Raw genomic sequence first — 23812 nt, 5'->3', positions numbered from 1 at the left:
TGGCAGAAACCTGTGGCGCAATTTTGGCGAAGCTGCTGTAATTTAAACGGTTTTTGGCTAAACTGCGAAACATCGGCCCGACTTTCGCCCCGATTGTCGCCAGGCCCGCCAAAATTCGGCCGGTAACGCGCCGTTCACGCGGGCGCTTCAGAATGACGGTGATTCGGGTCAGATCGCCGGCGAAACCCGGTGGATTGCGGTGGCGCGGCCGGGTATGCCCGGATGGCCAGTCCAGCGGCAGAACGCCGCACGGGCCCCGCCCGGATCAGGGACGGCGCCGGCACAGCGCCGGCCCAGATGGGAGGATGCACGATGCTCGCCACGAACGAACCCAGTTTCCGCGAATCCGTCGATCTGATGTTCGACCGCGCGGTTGCGCTGATGGACCTGTCGCCGGGGCTCGCGCAGAAGATCAAGGTCTGCAACTCGACCTACACGGTGCGCTTCGGCGTGCGCCTGCGCGGCAAGATCGAAACCTTCGTCGGCTACCGTTCGGTGCATTCCGAACACATGGAGCCGGTCAAGGGCGGCATCCGCTATGCGCTGGGCGTCAACCAGGACGAGGTCGAGGCACTGGCCGCGCTGATGACCTACAAATGCGCGCTGGTCGAAACGCCCTTCGGCGGGTCCAAGGGCGGCCTGTGCATCGACCCCCGCGCCTGGGACGAGCACGAGCTGGAACAGATCACCCGCCGCTTCGCCTATGAGCTCATCAAGCGCGACCTGATCCACCCGGCGCAGAACGTGCCCGCCCCCGACATGGGCACGGGCGAGCGCGAAATGGCCTGGATCGCCGACCAGTATGCCCGGATGAACACCACCGACATCAACGCCAAGGCCTGCGTCACCGGCAAGCCGCCGCACGCCGGCGGCATCCAGGGCCGGGTGGAGGCGACGGGCCGCGGGGTGCAATATGCGCTGCGCGAGTTCTTCCGCCACCCCGAGGATGTGGCGAAGACCGGGCTTTCGGGCGGGCTCGAAGGCAAGCGGATCATCGTGCAGGGCCTGGGCAACGTGGGCTATCACGCCGCGAAATTCCTGTCCGAGGAGGATGGCGCAAGGATCGTTGCGGTGATCGAACGCGACGGCGCCATCCTCGACGATGCCGGGATCGACATCGAGGGCCTGCGCCAGCACATGAACGCCCATCAGGGTCGGCTGGCGGGCTACCCCCACGGCCGCCACGTGGCCGAAGGCGCCGCCGTGCTGGAGGCGCCTTGCGACATCCTGATCCCCGCCGCGCTGGAAGGCGTGATCCACAAGGGCAACGCCGCGCGCATCCAGGCGCCCCTGATCCTAGAGGCCGCGAACGGGCCCATCACCTTCGGCGCCGACGAGATCCTGCGCGGCAAGGGCTGCGTCATCATTCCCGACATGTATGCCAACGCCGGCGGCGTGACGGTCAGCTACTTCGAATGGGTCAAGAACCTGTCCCACATCCGCTTCGGCCGGATGCAGCGCCGGGCCGAGGAGGCGCGCTCGCGCCTGCTTGTCGAGGAGCTGGAAAGGCTCAGCGCCGACAAGGGCCTGGGTTGGACCCTGGCCGAGGATTTCAAGGACCGTTTCCTGACCGGGTCGGACGAGCTCGCCCTGGTGCGCTCGGGCCTCGACGACACCATGCGCACCGCCTACCAGTCGATGCGCGAAATCTGGCACAGCCGCCCCGAGGCGGGCGACCTGCGCACCGCCGCCTACCTCGTCTCGATCGACCGGGTGGCCAAGACCTATCGGTCCAAGGGGCTCTGAAGGCGCATCCTGCCTTGCGTGCACCGGGTGGGGGCGTCCGCCGCCCCCACCCGGTGCCGATGCGCCACCTGCATGGCCGGCCGCCGCCGCGCGAGGCTGCGGCATTCGGCCGCTGTTCTCGCAGATCAATGCGGTTTTTCGCATGTGATGGACCCTTCGTTCTGGGGCTGCACCCGGTGCAGGGGGCACCGGGCGCCCCGTGGCGGAGGATCGCATGACACTCACGTTCCAGTCGTCCGGCCTGGATTTCCGGGTCAACACCACAACGACCGACGATCAGGGGTCGGTCGCCCTTGCAGCCTTGCCGGATGGCGGTTTCATCGCCACCTGGATGTCGAACGATCAGGGCAACAGCGCGACAAGCCAATGGGCCTGGCGCGTGCTCTGGCAGCGCTACGATGCCGCCGGCACCCCTGTCGGGGCCGAAACCGAAATCCAGCCCGTCGCCGGCTCGGCGCATGAAAGCTACCCGGCCGTGACCGTGCTGGCCGACGGCGGCTGGGTCATCACTTGGGAAACACGCGAGGCCTTCGGGTCATTCGGCCAGAACTACAACGTTTTCGGCCAGATATTCGACAGCACCGGCAACCTGTCGGGCGACCCGTTCCGGCTGAACACCTACACCGCGCAGGACCAGCGGTTTTCGCAAGTCACGGCGCTGACAGGCGGCGGCTTCGTGGCGATCTGGAACTCCTGGGGTCAGGACGGCGACCGGTGGGGCACCTTCGGCCAGATCTTCGACGCCGCCGGCAACAAGGTGGGCGCAGAGTTTCGCGCCAGCCAGAGCACACGAGGCCACCAGGCTTGGCCGCAGGTGGCAGCCCTGAAGGACGGCGGCTTCGTCGTCACCTACCACGTCAACGACCTGAGCAATCCCGATTGGGACTCCGATATCTTCGCCCGGGTGTTCTCGGCCAGCGGAACCGCCGTCACCGACGAATTCCGCGTCAACACCTATCACCGCTACAACGACGACACCTTCGGGTATTCCAAGGTCGCGGGCCTGCCCGGCGGCGGGTTCGCCGTTGCCTGGACCGGAACCGACCAGCCGCCGAACGGCAATGGCGACGGGCGCGAAAAAGTCATGCTGCGCCTTTACGATGCGAACGGCACGGCACAGACCAACCCGATCCGCGTGGCAGACATTCCTGCGGTCGGCACGGCCTCGGCCAGCTACTGGGATGCCGACTGGCTGTCGGTGCGCGCCCTGCCCGACGGCAGCATCGTGCTGGCCTGGATCGAGCCCGGGCAGGACGGCAGCGGCACCGCGATCCGCGCCCGGCACTTTGACGCGACCGGCAAGGCCGTCGGCGCGGCCTTCACGGTGAACGGCGCCACGGCGGGCCACCAACTGTATCCCGACCTCGCCGTGCTGGCCAACGGCGACGTCGTGGTGGCCTGGCAATCGGGGGGCGTGCAAGATGGCAGCCGCTTCGGCGTCTATGCGCAGGTGCTCGACCACCGCATCGTGGGCACCCCGGGCGACGATGTGCTGATCGACCTGTGGGGCGCCGACCGGATCGACGGCTGGGCCGGCCATGACGTGATCGAAGGCCGCACGGGCAACGACCTGATCTATGGCGGGCTGGGCAACGACACCATCTTTGCCCAGGAAGGCAACGACACCGTCCGGGGCGGCGCCGGCGACGACCGGGTCTATGGCTGGTATGGCGACGACCTGATCGACGGCGGGGACGGCAACGACCTGCTGGTCGGCGAATACGGGCACAACACCCTGCTGGGCGGTGCGGGCGACGACACCATCTTCGGCTCGGTCGAAGGCAACGACGTGATCCGCGGCGGCGAAGGCAACGACGAACTGCACGGCGAGGATATCGGCGCAAGCAGCGGCGGCAACGACGACATTGGCGGCCAAGGCGGCAACGATACCGTCCATGCCGGGGCCGGCAACGACACCGTGGATGGCGGCAAGGGCGCCGACCTGATCTATGGCGGCGACGGCGCCGACCAGCTGTGGGGCAGCGAAGGCCGCGACACGCTGGGCGGCGGGGCCGGCGACGACGTGCTGACCGGCGGCGCGGGGGCCGACGGCTTTTTCTTCCGCGCCGGCGGCGGCAACGAGGTCATCGTCGATTTCGAGAACGACGTCGATACGCTCCGGCTCGACCCGGCGCTCTGGGGCAATGCCGCGCTGACCCGTGCCCAGGTTGTCGCTACCTATGCCCATGTCGAAGGCGCCGATGTGGTGCTGGATTTCGGCGCCAACGGCCTGCTGCGCCTGACGGGCCTGGGCGCCCCCGCCCTGCTGGTCAACGACACCGGCTTCATCGCCGGCTGAACGCAACGCGCCCCGGCACCGCGGCCCGGTGCCGGGGCGACCCGCTTTCCATTCCTGCGCCGCCTGCTATATCGGGGCAGACAGCAAGGGGGGCGCAGCATGGCCGACGACGGGTTGAACAGCTTCATGACGGGGCCGGACGAGGCCGGGCGCTTCGGCATCTTCGGCGGGCGCTTCGTCTCCGAAACGCTGATGCCGCTGATCCTGGAGCTGGAGGAGCGCTACGAACACGCCAAGACCGACCCGACCTTCTGGGCGGAAATGCACGATCTGTGGACGCATTACGTGGGCCGCCCCTCGCCGCTCTACTTTGCCGAACGGCTGACCGCGCATCTGGGCGGCGCCAAGGTCTACATGAAGCGCGACGAGCTGAACCACACCGGCGCGCACAAGATCAACAACGTGCTGGGCCAGATCATCCTGGCGCGCCGCATGGGCAAGACGCGGATCATCGCGGAAACCGGCGCGGGGCAGCACGGGGTGGCCACCGCCACCGTCTGCGCCAAGTTCGGGCTGAAATGCGTGGTCTACATGGGCGCGCACGACGTGGAACGCCAGGCGCCCAACGTGTTCCGCATGCGCCTGCTCGGGGCCGAGGTGATTCCCGTCACTTCGGGGCGCGGCACGCTGAAGGATGCGATGAACGACGCGCTGCGCGACTGGGTCACCAACGTGCGCGACACCTTCTACTGCATCGGCACGGTGGCCGGGCCGCACCCCTACCCGGCGATGGTGCGCGACTTCCAGTCGATCATCGGCAAGGAGGCCCGCGCCCAGATGCTGGAACGCGAAGGCCGCCTGCCCGACACCATCATCGCCGCCATCGGCGGCGGGTCGAACGCGATGGGGCTGTTCTACCCCTTCCTCGACGATCCGTCGGTCAACATCATCGGGGTCGAGGCGGGCGGCAAGGGCGTGGACGACCGCATGGAACATTGCGCCTCGCTCACCGGCGGGCGCCCGGGCGTGCTGCACGGCAACCGCACCTACCTGTTGCAGGATTCCGACGGCCAGATCCTCGAAGGCTACTCGATCTCGGCCGGGCTCGACTATCCGGGCATCGGCCCCGAACATGCCTGGCTGCACGATGTGGGCCGGGCGCGCTACGTCGCCATCACCGACAAGGAGGCGCTGGAGGCGTTCCAGCTGTGCTGCGCGCTCGAAGGCATCATCCCCGCGCTTGAACCCAGCCATGCGCTGGCCCATGTGATGAAGATCGCCCCGACGCTGCCGAAGGACCACCTGATCTGCATGAACATGTGCGGCCGCGGCGACAAGGACATCTTCACCGTCGCCAGGCACCTCGGTTTCGACATGAAGATCTGACGCGCGCGCCGCAACTGCAAGGCCAGGCCGAGGCAAGAAAAAGGCGACCATCGCGGCGATGGTCGCCTTTTTCATCGCGCCGGCCGCGGCGCGGCAGGGGGTTTCCCAAGGGGGGCCCGCCCCCCTTGGGGCGGGGGGTTTGGGGGGCAGCCGCCCCCCCAAGCCCCGCCCGGGGTCGCGCTAGCGTTCCTTGCCGGGCTTGCCCGCCTTGCCGTCCATATGCTTGCGCAGGCGCGACGGCGTGTGGAACTTGCGATCCTTGTAGGGGTTTTCATCCCCCTGCCCGCGCAGGAAGATGCGGATCGGGGTGCCCGGCATGTCGAAATCGGCACGCAACCCGTTGACCAGATAGCGCTTGTAGCTTTCGGGCAATTCGTCGGGGCGCGAACACTTGATGACGAAGCCCGGCGGCCGCGTCTTGGCCTGCGTGATGTAGCGCAGCTTGATGCGGTGCCCGCCGGGCGCGGGCGGCGGGTGCGCCTCGGTCATGGCCCCCAGCCACTGGTTCAGCTTCGCGGTCGAGATGCGGCGGTTCCACACCGCATGCGCCTTGAGGATCGCGGCATGCAGGCGGTCCATCCCGCGGCCCGTCTTGGCCGACACCGTCACCAGGGGCGCGCCGCGCAGCTGCGGCAAAAGGCGCTCGAACATCTCCTTCAGCTCGGCCAGCTTGTCCTGCTTGTCGTCTTCCAGATCCCACTTGTTCACCGCCACCACCACCGCGCGGCCTTCGGTTTCGGCATAGTCGGCGATGCGCAGATCCTGGGTCTCGAAGGGAATTGCGGCATCCAGCAGCACCACCACCACCTCGGCAAAGCGCACGGCGCGCAGGCCATCGGCCACCGACAGCTTTTCCAGCTTTTCGGTGACCTTCGCCTTCTTGCGCATCCCGGCGGTATCCCAGATGCGCAAAGGCGTGCCGAACCATTCGGTGCGCACCGAGATCGCGTCGCGGGTGATGCCGGCCTCGGGGCCGGTCAGCATGCGGTCCTGGCCGAGGATGCGGTTGACCAGCGTGGACTTGCCGGCGTTCGGCCGCCCGATCACCGCCACCTGCAAGGGTTTGGCCGCCGAAATCTGCGGTGCCTCGCCTTCGTCCTCGCTGTCTTCGGGCACGTCCACGTCCACCTCGGGCGCGTCCTGTGCCGCGGCTTCGGCAAAGCCTTCGGCCAGCGGGCGCAACAGGTGGTAAAGGTCGTCCAGCCCTTCGCCATGCTCGGCCGACAGGCGCACCGGCTCGCCCAGGCCCAGCTCCCAGGCCTCCAGCGCGCCGGCATCGCCGGCGCTGCCTTCGGCCTTGTTCACCCCCAGCACGACCCGGGCCCCCTTGCGGCGCAGGATCTCGGCAAAGACACGGTCGGTCGGGGTCACGCCGGCGCGGCCGTCGATCAGGAACAGGCAGATGTCGGCCATGTCCACCGCGCGTTCCGTCAGCCGCCGCATGCGGCCTTGCAGGCTGTCGTCGGTCACGTCTTCCAGGCCGGCGGTGTCGATCACGGTGAACCGCAGGTCGAACAGCCGCGCATCGCCTTCGCGCAGGTCGCGCGTCACGCCGGGCTGGTCATCCACCAGCGCCAGCCGCTTGCCCACCAGGCGGTTGAACAGCGTGGACTTGCCCACATTGGGCCGCCCGACGATGGCAAGGGTAAAGGTCATGGCCTGATGCTCCGGCAAAAGCGGCCCGGCGGGCGCGCGACGAAGCCCCGGGCCATATACCCATTCCCGATCAGCGGAAAGCCTGAACCTGACCGCCGGTGGTCACGACATACAGCGTGCCCCCCGCAACCGCCGGGGCCGCCGCCGCACCGCCGCCCGGACCCATCTCGATCACGCCCAGCACCGCGCCGCTGTCGGGGGCGACAAAGCGCACCAACCCGTCGGACGAGGCCACGACCAGCCGCCCCCCCGCCAGCACCGGCCCGTAATGCGCCACCACGCCCAGCTGGCGGCGCGGGCGGTCGTTGGTGAAATGCCCCAGCGGCGTGGCCCAGACGGTTTCGCCCGTCGCGGCATCCAGCCGCACCAGGCGCCCGTCGTCGGTGACGGTGAACACGGCATTGCCCACCGGCCAGACCGGGCCCATCGCGCCTTCGCGCGCCTCCCACAGCATTTCGCCGGTGTCCAGCCGGAAGGCCGCCGTGCGCCCGGCAGCCGAGCCGACATAGACCCGCCCGCCCGAGACCACCGGGTCGCCCGTCAGGTCGGCGACGAAGGCCGCGGCACGGCCTGCCCGCTGGCCCGCCACCGCGCCCATCCAGGCCATGTCGCCCTTGGCGCGGTCCAGCGCGGCCACCTGCCCCGAGGCAAAGGGCATCACCACCACCTTGTCGGCCACGGCAGGCGCGCTGCCGCCCAGCAGCCCGGCCGACTGGCGCACGCCCGATTGCACCCAGCGGATCTTGCCATCGGCAGCGTTCACCGCCCAGGCCGCCGCATCGCGGCCCGCGACATAGACGGTGCCGCCCACCACCGCCGGCGCGCCCGACACCGGCCCGTCGAACCGCTGGCGCCACAGCACCGCGCCGGTCGCCGGGTTCAGGGCGATCAGCTCGCCAAAGCCGGTGGTGACGAACAGCTTGCCGTCGCCCACCGCCAGCCCGCCGCCCGAGGCGGCTTCGGGGCTTTCGCCCGCCGGCGTCACGTCAAAGCTCCACAGCGCGCCGCCCGTCGCCGCCGACAGCGCCGTCAGCCGGTTGCGGGCATCCATCGCAAACACGCTGCCGCCGGCCACCACCGGCGCCACCGAAAGCCGTGCGCGCCGGCTGCTGCCGGTGCCGATGGGCGCCGACCACAGCCGCTGCGGTGCCGCGCCCAGCGCCAGGTGCGGCATGGCGCGCGACGGGCTGCCGGCACGGTGCGTCCAGTCGGCATTGGCCACTGCGGGGCCCAGCGCCACCGGCAGGCTGCGGTTCTGCGGCACGGCCGGGTCGGGCACCCGGGCGCCTTCGGCGGCCGGCAGGGTCTGTTCCAGCGGGGTGCGGGTATCGAACCGCTGGCCGGGCAGGATCAGCTTGCGCTCGCAGCCTGCCACCACGCTTGCCAGCGCCAGCGCGCCCACCAGACCCACGAACTTCGACACGATCCGACTTCCCCTGCCTTGTCCGCCCGACGCGCTGCGCGCCGGCCGGCCGTTCAGTTCAGTTCCGGGCCTCGCCGCCCAGAACCACAATCATCTGGCCTGCCCGTGCGCGCAAGGCCGAAGGTGCGGCCGGGTCATCGGCCAAGGCGCGAAAGCCCGCCTGCGCCGCGTCGCGGTTGCCCGCGGCCAGGTCGTCCAGCGCCAGCTGTTCGCGCGCCAGCGGCGCATAGGGGCGCCCGGGGGCGGCCAGCGCCTCCAGCCCCTGACGGCGGGCGGCGGCATCGGGTTCGCCGCCCGGGGCCGACAGGCGGCGCAGCGCCGCAAGGTCGCGCCAGTGCACGGGCAGCGACGCCTCCTCGGACAGCGCCTTCAGCCGCGCCAGCGCCGCCGCGCGGGTGGCGGCATCGGGCGATGCGCTGGCCTCGGCCGCGGCGATCAGGGCCACCACCGCCGCACCCGCGCCCTGGGCCGGCACCGCCGCCAGCGCCGCCGCCCGGGCCGCGGCATCGGGCGCCTCGATCGCGGCCAGCACGGCATCGCCGAAAGCCTCGGCCCTGGCGCGCGCCTCGGCCTTTTGCCATTCGTTCCAGGCTGCCCCGCCGACCAGCGCCAGCACCCCGACCACCCCGATCCAGCCATAGCGGCGGAACACCCGGAACAGACGGTCGCGGCGGACTTCCTCGGTCACTTCGTCGATGAAACTGTCGGGGTTCGACACCGGGGGCCTCTTGCTTTGCGTGCCTCGTCTTACACGCAAGGGCGCGCGCTTGCCAAGCCCTGCCGCCCCCCGCGCCCCCTGCCCCCCCTTTCACCCGCGAATTGCCGCAGGGGTTGCATCGCCCGGTCGCATTGCCGCACTAGATGGCGCAAGGCAGGTGCCGCCCGCAAGGCGGCCGGAAAGCGGGGACGGATGCGGATACTCTCGATCATCACGGCGGCGCTGGTGGCGGCGGGGCTCTATCTTCTGGTGATGGAGCGCGACCGCCTGATCCCCCCCCGCGCGCCCGAAGCCCCCGCCACGGCCGCCCAGACGCCCACGCCGCCGCCCGCCCCCGCCGGCCGGCCGGTCGGCGTGCTGGTGCAGGTGGTGCAGGCGCAGCCGCTGGACAATGCCGTGGTGCTGCGCGGCCGCACCGAAGCCGCGCGCAGCGTGGAGTTGCGCGCCGAAACCACCGCCCGCGTGGTGTCCGAGCCCTTGCGCCGCGGCGCCTTCGTCAACGCGGGCGAGGTGCTGTGCCGGCTGGACCCCGGCCCCCGCGCCGCCGCCCTGGCCGAGGCCGAGGCCCGCCTGGCCGAAGCCGAACTGGGCGCGCGCAACGCCGATGCCCTGACCGAAGGCGGCTTTGCCGCCGAAACCCGGCGGCTTTCCGCACAATCGGCGCTCAAGGCCGCCACCGCCGCCGTCCAGACCGCCCGGCGCGAGCTGGAGCGGCTGGAGATCCGCGCGCCGTTCTCCGGCCTGCTGGAGGACGACGCCGCCGAGTTGGGCACGCTTCTGCAACCCGGCGGGCTTTGCGCGCGGGTGATCCAGCCCGACCCGATCCGCCTGGTGGCCTATGTCGCCGAAGCCGATGTCGGCCGCATCGAGGTCGGCGCCCCAGGCGCCGGGCGGCTGGCCGACGGGCGCGCGCTGACCGGCCGCGTGACCTTTCTGGCCCGCAGCGCCGATCCGATGACGCGCACCTTCCGGGTCGAGCTCACCGTGCCCAACCCCGACCTGACGATCCGCGACGGCCAGACCGCCGACCTCATGATCGCAACCGACAGCGTGCAGGCGCATCTGATCCCCGCCTCGGTGCTCACACTCGACGACGCGGGCCGCGTGGGCGTGCGGCTGGCCGACGACGACGACCGCGCCCGCTTCGTGCCGGTGCGGGTGCTGCGCGACACCGCGCAAGGGCTGTGGGTGGCGGGCCTGCCCGCGACGGCGCGGCTGATCGTGCGCGGCCAGGAATATGTGACCGAAGGCGTCGCCCTGGCCGTCACCGTCGCGGGGGCCGCGCCATGACCGGCCTGATCGACTGGATGGCGGCACGCGCCCGCATGTCGCTGGCCTTCATCGTGCTGGCGGTGGTGGCGGGCGCCTATGCCTATGTCAACCTGCCCAAGGAAGGCGAGCCCGACATCGAAATCCCCGCGCTGTTCGTCAGCGTGCCGTTCCCCGGCATCTCGGCCGCCGATTCCGAAACCATGATCGTCAAGGTTCTCGAAACCGAAATGGCCGATCTGGACGGGCTCAAGCGCATGTCGGGCACCGCCGCCGAAGGCTATGGCGGGCTGGTGATGGAATTCGAATTCGGCTGGGACAAGTCCGCCGTGCTGGCCGAGGTGCGCGACCGCATGACCAAGGCCGAGGCGCGCTTTCCCGCCGGAGCCGACAAGTATTCCATCAACGAGATCAACTTCAGCGAATTTCCCATCGTGGTGGTGGCGCTGTCGGGGGCCGTGCCCGAACGCACGCTGCTGAAGGCCGCGCGCGACCTGCAGGACCGCCTGCAGGCGCTGGAGCCGGTGCTGGAGGCCAAGCTGGCCGGCCACCGCGACGAGATGCTGGAAGTGGTGATCGACCCGTTGCGGCTGGAATCCTACAACGTCACCGCGGGCGAGCTGATTTCGGTGATCTCGGCCAATAACCAGCTGATTGCGGCCGGCGAGGTCGAAGGCGCCTCGGGCGCGTTCTCGGTCAAGGTGCCGTCGTCCTTCACCACGGCGCGCGACGTGTTCGCGCTGCCGGTCAAGGTGAACGGCGACCGCGTGGTTACCCTGGGGGATCTTGCCGACATCCGCCTGACCTTTCAGGACCGCACCGGCACCGCGCGCTTCAACGGCGAACCCACGGTTGCCTTGCAGGTGGTCAAGCGCAAGGGCTTCAACCTGATCGACACCGCGCAGGCGGTGCGCGCCGCGGTGGCGGCCGAACGCGCCACCTGGGATCCGGCGCTGGCGCAGGCGCTGACAGCCACGGTGACGCTGGACCGTTCGCGCCAGGTCGAAAGCATGGTGGCCCAGCTCGAAGGCTCGGTGCTCACGGCGATTGCGCTGGTGATGATCGTGGTGCTCGGCGCACTCGGCACCCGGTCGGCGCTGCTGGTGGGGTTTGCGGTGCCGGCCTCGTTCCTGCTGACCTTCGCGCTGTTCGCGGCGATGGGGGTGACGGTTTCCAACATCGTGATGTTCGGGCTGATCCTGGCCGTGGGGATGCTGGTCGATGGCGCCATCGTGGTGGTGGAATACGCCGACCGCCGCATCGCCGAAGGCCAGGGGCCGATGCGCGCCTATGTCGAGGCGGCCAAGCGCATGTTCTGGCCCATCGCCAGCTCCACCGCCACCACGTTGTGCGCCTTTCTGCCCATGCTGTTCTGGCCCGGCGTGCCGGGGCAGTTCATGGGGATGCTGCCGGTCACGCTGATTTTCGTGCTGATGGCCAGCTTCATCGTGGCGGTGCTGTTCCTGCCGGTGCTGGGCGGGGTGGCCGGGCGCGGCAGCCGGGCGCTGACGCGCGCGGCCGATGCCTTGCGCCCGCTGCCCTGGCCGGTGCGCGCCGCCCTGGTGCCGCTGGCGCTGGCGATGCTGTTCGCCGGGGCGCTGGGGGCGCTGAACCCCGGCCAGCTCGGCCTTGCCCCCGGCATGGCGCTGCACGGGGTGGCGCTGTTCGTGGCCGGCGCCATGGCCGGGTCGGTCACGCTGAACGCCGCGCGCCTGCCCGGCCGGCGCCCTGTGCAGGCCGGCCACCGGCGCACCGCCATCGGCCATGTCGCGCGCTTTCTCGTGGGCAACCCGGTGATGCCGCTGGTCACCATCGCCGCCGTGGTCGTCTTCATGGTCGCGGTCACCGGCGCCTACATGACCTATGGCAAGGGCACCGAGTTCTTCGTGGAAACCGACCCGGAGCAGGGCATCGTGCACGTGCGCGCCCGCGGCAACCTGAGCCTCGCCGAAAAGGACGCCATCCTGCGCGAGGCCGAGGCGATCATCCTGCCCACCCCCGGCCTTGCTGCCACCTTTTCCTTTGCCGGTGCCGGCGGGCTGAACGCCAATACCGGCGGCGCCCAGGCCCCGCGCGATTCCATCGGGCAGGCGCAGATCGAGCTTTCGCACTGGTCCGAACGCATGGGCCAGCCGGGGCTGTCGGGGCGCGAGATTCTGGCCGGCCTGCGCGACCGGCTGTCCGCGCTGCCCGGGGTGCAGGTCGAAATCCTGACCCAGTCGGGCGGCCCCGCCTCGGGCAAGCCCATCCACCTGCGGCTGAAGGGCGACGATCTGGCCGTGCTGGCGCAGGCGGTGGAAACCGTGCGCGCCCGCATGGCCGCGATGGAGGGCATCTTCGGCATCGAGGATACCCGCCCCCTGCCCGGCATCGACTGGCGCATCGTGGTGGATGTCGAAAAGGCCGGGCGCTTCGGCGCCGATGTGGCCACGGTGGGCGGCATGGTGCAACTGGTGACCCGCGGCATCCTGCTCGACACGATGCGGGTGGACACCAGCGACACCGAAATCGATATCCGCGTCCGCCTGCCCGAGGCCGATCGGCTGCTGTCCACGCTCGATACGCTGAAACTGCGCACCCGCGACGGGCTGGTGCCCTTGTCGAACTTCGTCACGCGCGAGCCGGTGGCCAAGCTGGGCCGGATCGACCGGGTGGACCAGGCGCGCTATTACGACGTGCGCGCCGATGTGGCCCCCGGCCTGACGGCCGCGGACGGCCGCCCGATCAACGCCAACGAACGCATCGAGCGGCTGACCGAATGGCTGGAAACCGACCGCCCCCTGCCGCCCGGCGTGGCCTGGGAATGGGCCGGCGACCAGGCCGAACAGGCCGAATCGGGCGCCTTTCTGGCCCGGGCCTTTGCGGCGGCGCTGGGGCTGATGTTCATCATCCTGCTGGCGCAATTCAACAGCGTCTACAACGCCACGCTGGTGCTGACCGCGGTGGTGCTGTCGACCGCCGGGGTGATGATCGGCATGCTGGTGATGGACCAGACCTTCAGCATCATCATGACCGGCACCGGCATCGTGTCGCTGGCGGGCATCGTGGTGAACAACAACATCATCCTGATCGACACCTACCAGGACTACGCCCGCCAGATGCCTCGGATCGAGGCGATCGTGCGCACCGTCGAAACCCGGATGCGCCCGGTTTTGCTGACCACCATCACCACGATGGCCGGCCTGATGCCGATGATGCTGGGGCTCAGCGTCGATTTCATGGCCGGCGGCTATGCCATCGACACGCCGGCGGCCTTGTGGTGGAAACAGCTCGCCACCGCGGTGGTGTTCGGGCTGGGGGTGGCCACGGTGCTGACGCTGCTGTTCACGCCGGCGATGCTGGCGCTGCGGGTCTGGCTGGAAACCGGCGCCTACCGCGGCCTTCTGCAGCTGCGCGCCTGGGTTGCGGGGCGCCAGAGCCAGGCGGCGCGCGACATCGCGCTGGCTCGCACCGTCGCGCGCCAGCCGCGCCCGGAACTGGTCTGGCTGCCCGACCCGGCCGAGCCCGCGCCGCCCGGCAAGCCCGGCTGACCGCCGGGCCCGCCCGTGTCAGAAGAACGCGATCGCCGCCACCAGCGCGGCGGTCTGCGCCGGGGTCTCGATCTCGATCCCTTCCAGCAGCACGCTGGTCCGGCCGTCGAAATCCAGTCGGAATCCCTCGGCCGTCTGGCGGCCGTAATCGGCCAGCACGGCCGATCCGGTGACCGCCCCGGCGATCAGCGCCACCGAAAGCTGCAGCACATCGCCTTCGCCGACGCGGAAATCCACGATGCGGTCGTGCCCCGTGCCCGGCGCAAAGTCAAACGCATCGCCCCCCGCGCCGCCGTTCAGCACGTCGTTGCCTTGCGCGCCCCACAGCCGGTCGGCCCCGCCGCCGCCGCGGATCATGTCGTCGCCCGCCCCGGCGTTCCAGCTTTCGGCGCGCGACGAACCGTCGAGGATGTCGGCCTCGCCGATGAACACGGGGTTGGATGTGCCGTCGGTCAGGCTGAACGGCACGCCTTCGCGCACCGTCCCGGTCAGCGACCGCACCGACCCATCCCCGAACACCACTTGCGCGAACCCGTTGGCAGCACCTTGCGTGGGCAGGATCGGCAGATCGTCGCCCATCCCGAAGACATAGCTGCGCCCGTTCGCCATGCCATCCACCCGCAGCCCGCCGGTCACCAGCCGCACCGACCCGTCGCCAAAGGCGACCTCGGCCGCAAACAGCGTGTTGCTGGTGCCATCGGTGATGCGCTGGTCATCGACCCGGATGTTCAGCGGCTGCGGCACCCAGGTGCCGGGCGCGCCGTTCGGCCCCGGGTCATAGCGCAGCCGCGTGTCGGCGTCGCGCATCACGAAATCGCAATGCGCGACGCCCCAGGCGGTGACCTCGCCTTGCGCGTTGCGTTCGAACCAGTAGCCGGAATAGCGATAGGTTGTCATCGGCGCATCCTTGATGCGCGGCCCCCTTGCGGGCCTGCCGTCAGGATGCACCGATCCGTGGCCAGGTCAAACCTTTTCTGCCGGCTCATCGGCCAGGTCGCCATCGGCCGACTGGCGCGCCCACATGGCGGCATAGCGCCCGCCGCGGGCCAGCAGATCCTCGTGGCGGCCGCGTTCGACCACCTCGCCCTTTTCCAGCACCACGATCTCGTCCGCATCCGCGATGGTGGACAACCGGTGCGCGATGGTGATGACGGTGCGCCCCTGCCCCATTTCGCGCAAGCTGTCCTGGATGTCGCGTTCGGTCTGGGTGTCGAGCGCGCTGGTCGCCTCGTCCAGCAGCAGGATGGGCGGGTTCTTCAGGATGGTGCGCGCAATGCCCACGCGCTGCTTTTCGCCGCCCGAAAGCTTCAGCCCGCGTTCGCCCACCTTGGTGTCGTAGCCTTCCGGCAGGCTCATCACGAAATCGTGGATGCGCGCGGCACGGGCGGCGGCCTCGATCTCGTCCTGCGTCGCGTCGGCACGGCCGTAGGCGATGTTGTAGCGGATGGTATCGTTGAACAGAACGGTGTCCTGCGGCACCACCCCGATTGCGGCATGCAGCGATTCCTGCGTGATGTCGCGCACATCCTGCCCGTCGATGCGCAAGGCCCCGCCGGTGACATCGTAGAACCGGAACAACAGCCGCCCGATGGTGGACTTGCCCGAGCCCGAAGGCCCCACCAGCGCCAGTGTGCGCCCGGCCGGCACCCGGATCGACACGCCTTTCAGGATCGGGCGTTCGGGGTCGTAGGCAAAGCGCACATCGTCCAGCACCACCTCGCCGCCCGTGACCTTCAGGGGCTGCGCGCCCGGTTTGTCGGTGATTTCCGCCGGCTGGCCCAGCAGGCCGAACATCTCGCCCATGTCCACCAGCGCCTGGCGGATTTCGCGGTAAACCGTGCCGAGGAAGTTCAGCGGCATGGTGATCTGGATCATGTAGGCGTTGACCATCACGAAATCGCCCACCGTCAGCGTGCCCGCCTGCACCCCGCGCGCGGCCATCACCATCACCGCCACGAGGCCCGAGGTGATCAGCAGCGACTGCCCGAAGTTGAGAACGCTCAAGGATTGCCCGGTCTGAATCGCGGCTTTTTCGTAGCCTTCCATCGCCCGGTCGTAACGCGCGGCCTCGCGCCCTTCGGCGGCGAAATACTTGACCGTCTCGAAGTTCAGCAGGCTGTCGATGGCCTTCTGGTTGGCATCGGTATCCAGGTCGTTCATCCGCCGGCGAATCGCCACGCGCCATTCGGTGACGCGAAAGGTGAACATGACGTAAAGCGCGATCACCCCCAGCACGGTGACCGCATACTGCCAGCCGAACACCGACGCAAAGATGATCGACACCAGCGTCAGTTCCAGAATCAGCGGGCCGATGGACAAGAGCATGAAGCGCAGCAGGAAATCCACGCCTTTCACGCCGCGTTCGATGATGCGGCTGAGGCCCCCGGTCTTGCGGGTGATGTGATAGCGCAAGGACAGACGGTGGATGTGGATAAAGGTTTCCAGCGCCAGTTGCCGCAAGGCGCGCTGGCCGACGCGCACGAACACCAAGTCGCGCAGTTCCTGAAAGCCCACCGTCATCAGCCGCGCCATGCCATAGGCGATGGTCAGCCCCACCGCGCCCACCGCCAGCAGCGTGCTGCCATCGGGCGACGGGCCGGTCAGCGCATCGACCGCCGCCTTGTAGATGGGCGGCGTCGCCACCGAGACGAGCTTGGCCAGGATCAGCAGGACCAGCGCCAGGACCACGCGCCGCTTCACCCAGGCCTGCCCGTCGGGCCACAGGTAAGGCGCCACCCGCCGCAGCGTCTCGCGGGCCGGCGCGCGCGGCACGTCCGAAGGCGGCGGGTTGCGCGAGGGCGCTACGGGAATGGCGGGTTTGCGCATGATCTGACCTTCCGGGGCGCCGGGCCGGCGCCGTTGGGAACCTGGCGCCTAGCTAGACCTTGCGCCCGGCAGGGTAAACCCCTGCCGGGCGTCAGTCGGCGCGCGGCAGGGTAAAGACCTGGCCGGGATAGATCAGGTCGGGGTTGCGGATCTGGTCGCGGTTGGCCTCGAACACCTTCACATAGGCGATGCCGTGGCCATAGGTCGCCCTGGCGATGCCCCAAAGGGTATAGCCGGGCTGCACTGTCACCAGCTGCACCGGCGGCGGGGCGGCGGGCGCGGGGGCTTCGGCCGGCGCGGGGGCCGGGGCGGCCGCCGGGGCCGCAGCCGCGGGGGCTGCGGGGGCTGCGGTTTCGGCCGGCGGTGCGGCCGGGGCCTGGGCCGCGCGCAAGGCGGCGGCCAGCGCCTCGGGCGGTTCGCGCAGGAACGGGGTTTCGGACCGGGCGCGCACCTTGCCGGTGGGGTCCAGCTGGTCGGCGCGCAAGGTGTAAAGCCCCGGCGCCACCGGCGGCAGCGTGCCGCGCCACTGGCCGGTGTCGTCCACCAGCGTTTCGAGCTGCGGCGCGTTGTTCAGGTAAAGCCGCACGAAATCGCCCGCACCGCCCTTGCCGGCCACCTGCACCGCGCCGCCTTCGGTATAGGAAATCGAATCGATCGCCAGCGGCACATCCGCGCCCGGCGCGCGCAGCACCGTGACCCCCTTGTCGGACAGCAGCAGGTTGGCCGGCGCCTGCGGTGCGGGGGCTTCGGCAACCGCTTCGGCCTGCGCCGGTGCCGCACCGGGCGCGAGGGCCTCGGCGGCGGTCGTGGTGGTTTGCGCGGGCGCAGGGGCCTCGGCGGGCATGGGGGCTTGCGCTGGCGTGATGCCTTCGGCGGTCGCCGTGGCTTCGGGTGCCGTCGGCGTGCTGTCGCCGGCCGCAACCGCCGGGGCGGGTTGCGCCGGTTGCTGCGCCGTCGCGGCGGCCGCGTCGGTTGCGGCCGGCGGCGCGGCGGTGCCGGGCGCTGCCGGTGCCTCGGGCGCGGGCGGCGCCGCCGCGGCGGGCGCTGCGGCACCATCGGAAGCCGGCGCTGCACCGGCGCCTTCGGTTGCGGCTTGCGCGGCCGGGGCACCGGCGGCCCCGGTTTCGGCCGGCGCCGGCGCCTCGGCCAGCCGGATCACCGGCGCAATGACGATGCTGTCGGCCGAGGCCACCGCCTCGCCCGTCGCGGTTGTCAGGCGCAGGGTCAGCAGGCGCGGCTGCGGCGCCGGGTCCAGCGTGAAGACGCTGGCAAAGCGGCCGGCACCGTCCACCCGGCCCTGTGCCACCTCGACCCCGTCGACCAGCACCGCCACCGTGCCGCCGCCCGGGGCCTGCCCGGCCACCACCGCCACACCGTCCTCGCCAAGGCGGAAGGTGTCGAACCGGGGCGGGTCGGGCAAGACCGCGGCCTGCGGTGCCGGGGCTTCGGCCTGCGGTGCGGCGGCTTCGGCCTGCGGCGCGGCGGCTTCGGGCGCGGCGGCGGCCGCTTCTGTGCCTTCGCGCGCTTCGTCCCCGGCTTCGTCCCCGGCTTCGTCGCCGACCTCGGCCGGGGCGGCCGCGGCCGTCTCTGCCGGCGTTCCGGGGGCGCCGGTCTCGGGGGCCGGGGTGCCGGCCTGCGGGGCCGCGGGCGCAGCCGGCGGCGCGACCGGGGCGGCGATCGGCGCCGGGGCCGGGGGCGCTTCGGGCGCTTGCGGCGCGCGGGTCCACAACTGCCAGCCCACCACCGCCGCCATCACCGCAATCGCCCCGGCCACGACGCCTTGCACCGTGCCCGACCCCAGCATCTTTCCCGCCATGAGCATCCCCTTGCCGCCCGCACCCCGCGGCGCTTGAGCGACCATAGGAACCCTTGTAACAGAGGTCAAAGCCTGTTGTGCAGGAGTCCCGCCATGACCTCGCCCGCGCCGCGTTCCGTCTGCGTGTTCTGCGGCTCGCGCCCCGGCGCCCGCCCCGCCTATGCCGAGGCCGCCCGCGACACCGGCCGCGTCATCGCGCAAGGCGGGTGGCGGCTGGTCTACGGCGCAGGCGACGTGGGGCTGATGGGCCTGGTGGCCGAAGCCGCCCAGGCCGAAGGCGCCCCGGCAATGGGCGTGATCCCGCAGCACCTGATGACGCGCGAGAAGGGCCGCGCCCGGCTGACCACGATGGTGGTGACCGAGGACATGCACGAACGCAAGAAAGTGATGTTCATGAACTCGGACGCCATCGTCGTGCTGCCGGGGGGGGCGGGGTCGCTGGACGAATTCTTCGAAATCCTCACCTGGCGGCAGATCGGCCTGCATGAAAAGCCGATTTTCCTGATGAATACCGAAGGTTACTGGGATCCTCTGCTGCGGCTTCTGGACCATGTGATCGCCGAAGGCTTCGCCGAGCCGCAACTGGCCAGCTATGCCGCCGTGGTCCCCGATGCAGCCACGCTTGCCCGCCGGCTGGCCGCGGCCCTGGGCTAGGCGCCGGGGCCTGCGGGCGCTGCGGCGACCGCGGCGGCATTAACCCTTCCTTCACCATGCGCCGCGCAAGCTGAGGCCCTGATCGGGGGGCGCGCATGCGGGTGGTGCTGCTGGTTCTGCTGCTGGTCTGGCCGCTGGCGGTGGCGGCCGGCCCCTGGCCGCGCGCGGCGGGGGAACGGTTCGTGTCGCTGTCGGCGGCGGGGCAGACCGGGTCGGCCTGGTTCGAACAGGGCCTCGGGCGCGGCCGCTGGCTGGTGGCCGAGGCGCAGGCCAGCCGTGCCGGCGACTGGGCGCTGGCGCTGCGCCTGCACCGCGCGCTGCCGGAACAGGGCAGCTGGCGGCTGGCCTGGTCGCTGGGCCTGTCGGTGGCGATGCCGCCGTCGGACCTGACCATCGACCTGCCGCCGGTCTGGTGGCCCGGCCGCACCGAGGTGACGGTCACGCTGCGCCCGGTGGTGGCGGCGCAAGCCGGCCTCAGCCTTGGGCGGGGGGTGGGCGGGCGCTGGCCGGGGTGGCTGGCGTTCGACCTTGTGGCCGAGGCCGGGCCGCAGCGCAAGCGGCTGAAGGCCGATGCCACGCTGGGCCTTGCGCCATCGGATCGCTGGACGCTCATGTTGCAGGCCCATGCCCGCCTCGGCACCGGCCCGCCCGCGCTGGCGCTGGCGCCTTCGGTGGTCTGGCAGGCGCGGCGCGGGCTGCGGCTGCAGGCCGGGCTGCACCACGACCTGCGCGCGCGCAAGGCGCGCCTGCAGCTGGCCACCTGGGCCGAGTTCTGATGCCCCCGGCGCACGCGCTGTCCCCGTGCCACGCCCGCGCCGCCGCCGGCTCAGCCGGCCAGCACCAGATCCCACAGCCGCGCCCGGATCGTGCCGCCGGTATCGTCGCTGTCGGCGCTGAGCGCGAGGCCCACAAGCACCTGCGCCGGCGTGCCGAAGGCGCGGGCGTGGTCGCCCGCCAGGTCCACCGCTTCGGCAAAGGCCCCGGTCACCCCGCCCGGCCGCAAGATCACCGTGCGCCCGCGCTCGCCCAGGTAAGGGCTGGGCAGCACCTGCCCGCGCGGGCCCGCCCCACCCCAGACATACATCAGCGTCCGCGCCCCCCGCGCCGCCAGCAGCCGGCGCGGGCTGGCCCCCAGGCCCAGGCGGCTCGCCTCGTCCTCGGGCAGAAAGACGAAATAGACCGAAAGGTTGCGGTCGTCGCCGCCCTTGCGGGCCAGGTCGGTGGCCGGCACGCCCGCATCCACCTGCCAGCGCCAGGCAGCGCGGCGCGCGCCCCGGGACTCGGGCGGGACGGCACGCACAAGCAGCGACACCGCCGCGTCCGATTCCACCTCCACCGCCGCCCCGGTCTGGCGCCAGCGGTTCGCCGCGCGGCGCGGAAAGGCCTGCGCCGTCCAGCCGCCGTCAAACGCCAGCGCCGCCGACCGCCCCGGCCGCAGCACCAGCGCCGCCGCAGCCCCCGCGATCAGCGCCCGCCGTGTGGTCATGCCCGCGTTCCTCCGCACCGGCGATCCCGTCCAGAATGGCGCAGGCAGGCCCGCCATCGCCGGGGCAGGCCGCGATCATCCGCGCCAGATGGTCCCGCATGTCATGTAGTGCGGCAATCCGGCCGTCAATGCCGGCCAGGTGGCCTTCGGCGATTCGCTTGACATCGGCGCTGGCGCGGGCCGGATCCTCGCGCAGGGCCAGCAGGTCGCGGCAATCCTCCAGCGAAAAGCCCAAGGCCCGGGCATGGGCCAGAAAGGCCAGCCGCTCGACATCGCGCGGGCGGAACCGGCGGTATCCGTTGGCCGCGCGCAAGGGCGCGACGAGGCCCACCTCCTCGTAATAGCGGATGGTCTTTTCGGGCAGGCCCGAGGCCAGGGCCGCATCCTTGATGTTCATGCCGGGGCTCCTTCGGCCAGAGGTTGCAACGGGCGGCCAGCCCCGCGCAACCGCAGCGCATTGCCCAGCACGAAGACCGAGGACAAGGCCATCGCCCCCGCCGCCAGCATCGGCGACAGCGTGATGCCCCAGGGCGCCAGCACCCCCGCCGCCACCGGGATCAGCGCGGTGTTGTAGGCAAAGGCCCAGAACAGGTTCTGCCGGATGTTGCGCATGGTGGCCCGCGCCAGCGCCACCGCCGTGGCCGCCGCCCGCGGATCGCCGGTGGACAGCACCACATCCGCCGCCTCGATCGCCACATCGGTGCCTTGCGCCACCGCAAGGCCCACCTCGGCCGCCGCCAGCGCCGGCGCATCGTTGATGCCGTCGCCGACAAAGGCCACCGCGCCGAGGCCCTGCAAGGCCGCGACCTTGCCTTCGGGCGGCACGCCGGCCACCACATGGGCGATGCCGATGTCGCGCGCCACCGCCTGCGCCGTGGCCGGGCTGTCGCCCGAAATCATCGTCACCGACAGGCCCATGCCCTGCAAGGTCGCCACCGCCGGGGCGGCGCCGGGCTTGACCGGGTCGGCCACCGCCAGCAGCGCCGCCGGGGCGCCGTCGACCGCCATGTGCAGCACCGTGCGCCCGCGCGCGGCCAGCGCCTCGGCCGCGGCTTCGTCGGCGGCGATGCCGTGGGCGGCCATGGCGCGGGCATTGCCCAGCACCACCCGCGCGCCTTCGACCGTGCCCGAAACCCCCTGCCCCGGTACCGCCTGCACGCCTGCCGCCACCGGCACCGCCAGCCCGCGCGCCGCAGCCGCGCTGCGGATGGCATGGGCCACCGGATGTTCCGACTGCGCCTCGACGCTGGCGGCCAGTGCCAGCAGGCGCGGTTCCGCCCAGCCCTCGGCCGGCACCACATCGGTCAGCGCGGGGTGCCCGGCGGTCAGCGTGCCGGTCTTGTCGAAGGCCACCCCTTGCACCGAGGCCAGGCGCTGCAACGCCTCGCCCTTGCGAAACAGCACCCCCAGCTCCGCCGCGCGCCCGGTGCCCACCAGGATCGAGGTCGGCGTGGCCAGCCCCATCGCGCAAGGGCAGGCCACGATCAGCACCGACACACCGGCAACCAGTGCCTGCGCCAGCGTGCCGCCCAGCGCCAGCCAGACCGCCACCGCCAGCAGCGCCACCGCCATCACCACCGGCACGAACACGGCCGTCACCCGGTCGACCAGCGCCTGAACCGGCAGCTTCGCGCCTTGCGCCTCGCCCACCATGCGCACGATCTGCGCCAGCCGGGTATCGGCGCCCGCGCGCGTCACCCGCACCCGCAAGGCGCCGTTGCCGTTGACCGTGCCGCCCGTCACCGGGTCGCCCGGCGCCTTGGCCACCGGCACGGGTTCGCCGGTAATCATCGATTCGTCGATCCAGCTGGTGCCCGACAGCACCTCGCCATCCGCCGCCGCGCGCGCGCCGGGGCGCAGCACCAGCACATCGCCGGGCTGCAAGGCGGCGGCGCTGCGCTCGACCGGGCCCTCGGCGGTTTCCACCAGCGCCACATCGGGTTGCAAGGCCACCAACCGGCGGATCGCCGCCCCCGTGCGCCCGCGCGCCCGCGATTCCAGCCAACGGCCCAGCAGGATCAGGGTCACGATCACCGCCGCCGCCTCGAAATAGACCGCGCGCGACGGCTCGGGCACCGCCTGCGGCACCAGCCACACCAGCATCGACCAGGCCCAGGCCGCCAGCGTGCCCAGCGCCACCAGCGAATTCATGTCGGGCGCTGCGCGCAGCAGCGCCGGAACGCCGCGCGTCAGGAACACCCGCCCCGGCCCCGCCAGCACCGCCGTGGTCAGCACCGCCTGCACCGTCCAGCTCGGCCCCTGCCCGATGGTGTGCAGCAACCAGTGGTGGAACGACGGCACCAGATGCCCGCCCATTTCCAGCCCGAAGACCGGCAGCGTCAGCGCCCCCGCCCACAGCACCCGCGCCTTCAGCGCCGCCTCCTCGGCGGCCTGCCGGTCGGCGCGGGCGTCGCGGGCGGGTTCGGCGGGGTAACCCGCGCGGCCCAGCGCGGCCACCATCGCCGGCACCGCGTCGGGCGCCGCGATATGGCGCACGGTGGCGGTCATGTCGGCCAGGTTGGCGGTGGCGCCTTCCACCCCGGGCAGCGCGGTCAGCACCCGCTCCACCCGGCTCACACAGCTTGCGCAGGTCATGCCGTCCAGCGCCAGGCGCGTCACCTCGTGGCGCAGGCCGTAACCGGCCTTCTGCAAGGCCGCGTCCACCGCCGCCAGGTCGGGCGGGCCGTCGAAGCCGATGCGCGCGGTGTTCTGCGCGAGGTTCACCGTGGCCGATTGCACCCCCGGCACGCGCGCCAGCACCTTTTCGACGCGCCCGACGCAGGCCGCGCAGTGCAATCCGTCGATTTCCAGCGTGGTCGTGGTCATGGAAAGACTCCTTTCCGCACGGAAATGATCCTTCCAGTCGCTGGAAGGTCAAGCACCCGCGGCCAGAAATCCCAGCGCCGCCGCCTCGGCCAGCTGCTGCCCGGCGCCCAGGATGTCGCCGGTCTGCCCGCCGATGCGCGCCCGCGCCCACAGGCCCAGCGCCAGCCACACCGCCGCCAGCGCCGCACCCACCGCCGCCGCGCCCGCCGGCCCCGCCGCCGCCAGCCCCAGCGGCGC

At 71.4% G+C, this 23812-nt stretch carries 17 protein-coding genes; 7 read left to right on the top strand and 10 right to left on the bottom strand.

Features of this window, described 5'->3' with window-relative positions; translation table 11 throughout:
* Positions 1–312: 312 nt before the first annotated feature.
* The 3 genes from ACK4S2_RS08960 (at position 313) to trpB (ending at position 5371) form a co-directional block, all read left to right on the top strand.
* A complete protein-coding gene (locus ACK4S2_RS08960; RefSeq protein WP_409623185.1) occupies positions 313–1746 on the top strand; it encodes a Glu/Leu/Phe/Val family dehydrogenase in 1434 nt (477 codons plus the stop codon).
* Positions 1747–1960: 214 nt separating this feature from the next.
* Entirely contained in the window at positions 1961–4045 is a 2085-nt protein-coding gene (locus tag ACK4S2_RS08955) for a calcium-binding protein (protein ID WP_409623182.1), read from the top strand.
* Positions 4046–4144: 99 nt separating this feature from the next.
* Positions 4145–5371 carry a tryptophan synthase subunit beta gene (gene trpB, locus ACK4S2_RS08950; RefSeq protein WP_409623179.1) on the top strand — a complete coding sequence of 409 codons (1227 nt, stop codon included), beginning with the start codon at positions 4145–4147 and terminating at the stop codon, positions 5369–5371.
* Positions 5372–5551: 180 nt separating this feature from the next.
* Here trpB and der read toward each other — a convergent pair whose 3' ends face one another.
* The 3 genes from der to ACK4S2_RS08935 form a co-directional block, all read right to left on the bottom strand.
* Positions 5552–7027, bottom strand: coding sequence for a ribosome biogenesis GTPase Der (gene der / locus ACK4S2_RS08945; RefSeq protein WP_409623176.1), 1476 nt, complete (start codon positions 7025–7027; stop codon positions 5552–5554).
* Positions 7028–7097: 70 nt separating this feature from the next.
* Positions 7098–8450 carry a PQQ-binding-like beta-propeller repeat protein gene (locus ACK4S2_RS08940; protein ID WP_409623173.1) on the bottom strand — a complete coding sequence of 451 codons (1353 nt, stop codon included), beginning with the start codon at positions 8448–8450 and terminating at the stop codon, positions 7098–7100.
* Between the two features lie 58 nt (positions 8451–8508).
* Positions 8509–9168 (bottom strand): hypothetical protein, encoded by a 660-nt coding sequence (locus tag ACK4S2_RS08935; protein ID WP_409623170.1) that lies wholly within the window; start codon positions 9166–9168, stop codon positions 8509–8511.
* Positions 9169–9360: 192 nt separating this feature from the next.
* Between ACK4S2_RS08935 and ACK4S2_RS08930 the strand changes: the two genes are divergently transcribed.
* Together ACK4S2_RS08930 and ACK4S2_RS08925 are read left to right on the top strand one after the other, a co-directional pair.
* Positions 9361–10458, top strand: a complete 1098-nt coding sequence (locus ACK4S2_RS08930; RefSeq protein WP_409623167.1) for an efflux RND transporter periplasmic adaptor subunit — start codon at positions 9361–9363, stop codon at positions 10456–10458.
* Positions 10455–13967, top strand: coding sequence for an efflux RND transporter permease subunit (locus ACK4S2_RS08925; protein WP_409623164.1), 3513 nt, complete (start codon positions 10455–10457; stop codon positions 13965–13967). The genes ACK4S2_RS08930 and ACK4S2_RS08925 overlap by 4 nt, the downstream gene beginning before the upstream one ends.
* An 18-nt stretch (positions 13968–13985) precedes the next feature.
* On the opposite strand, the gene ACK4S2_RS08920 is transcribed toward ACK4S2_RS08925, so the two are convergent.
* From ACK4S2_RS08920 to ACK4S2_RS08910, 3 genes are all read right to left on the bottom strand, one after another.
* Complete coding sequence (locus ACK4S2_RS08920; protein ID WP_409623161.1) at positions 13986–14864, bottom strand: calcium-binding protein; 879 nt, start codon at positions 14862–14864, stop codon at positions 13986–13988.
* Between the two features lie 66 nt (positions 14865–14930).
* The gene (locus tag ACK4S2_RS08915; protein ID WP_409623157.1) at positions 14931–16793 is read right to left on the bottom strand and encodes an ABCB family ABC transporter ATP-binding protein/permease; all 1863 of its coding nucleotides are present in this window, start codon (positions 16791–16793) and stop codon (positions 14931–14933) included.
* 91 nt (positions 16794–16884) lie between these two features.
* Positions 16885–18609, bottom strand: coding sequence for a LysM peptidoglycan-binding domain-containing protein (locus tag ACK4S2_RS08910; protein WP_409623154.1), 1725 nt, complete (start codon positions 18607–18609; stop codon positions 16885–16887).
* A gap of 93 nt (positions 18610–18702) precedes the next feature.
* Between ACK4S2_RS08910 and ACK4S2_RS08905 the strand changes: the two genes are divergently transcribed.
* Entirely contained in the window at positions 18703–19263 is a 561-nt protein-coding gene (locus ACK4S2_RS08905) for a TIGR00730 family Rossman fold protein (RefSeq protein WP_409623151.1), read from the top strand.
* A gap of 95 nt (positions 19264–19358) precedes the next feature.
* Complete coding sequence (locus ACK4S2_RS08900) at positions 19359–20039, top strand: hypothetical protein (RefSeq protein WP_409623148.1); 681 nt, start codon at positions 19359–19361, stop codon at positions 20037–20039.
* 50 nt (positions 20040–20089) lie between these two features.
* Here ACK4S2_RS08900 and ACK4S2_RS08895 read toward each other — a convergent pair whose 3' ends face one another.
* The 4 genes from ACK4S2_RS08895 to ACK4S2_RS08880 all read right to left on the bottom strand — a co-directional run.
* Positions 20090–20749: a DUF3047 domain-containing protein gene (locus ACK4S2_RS08895; protein WP_409623145.1), complete on the bottom strand. Its 660-nt coding sequence runs from the start codon at positions 20747–20749 to the stop codon at positions 20090–20092.
* The gene (locus tag ACK4S2_RS08890) at positions 20667–21146 is read right to left on the bottom strand and encodes a MerR family DNA-binding protein (RefSeq protein ID WP_409623143.1); all 480 of its coding nucleotides are present in this window, start codon (positions 21144–21146) and stop codon (positions 20667–20669) included. The genes ACK4S2_RS08895 and ACK4S2_RS08890 overlap by 83 nt, the downstream gene beginning before the upstream one ends.
* The gene (locus ACK4S2_RS08885; protein ID WP_409623140.1) at positions 21143–23575 is read right to left on the bottom strand and encodes a heavy metal translocating P-type ATPase; all 2433 of its coding nucleotides are present in this window, start codon (positions 23573–23575) and stop codon (positions 21143–21145) included. The genes ACK4S2_RS08890 and ACK4S2_RS08885 overlap by 4 nt, the downstream gene beginning before the upstream one ends.
* Before the next feature lie 48 nt (positions 23576–23623).
* Positions 23624–23812: adenosylcobinamide-GDP ribazoletransferase (locus tag ACK4S2_RS08880; protein ID WP_409623138.1), on the bottom strand; the 189-nt coding region annotated here is incomplete at its 5' end.

The organism is Gemmobacter sp., assembly GCF_046292685.1.
Lineage (GTDB): Bacteria > Pseudomonadota > Alphaproteobacteria > Rhodobacterales > Rhodobacteraceae > Wagnerdoeblera.
This window is presented reverse-complemented; position numbering and strand designations above follow the sequence as displayed.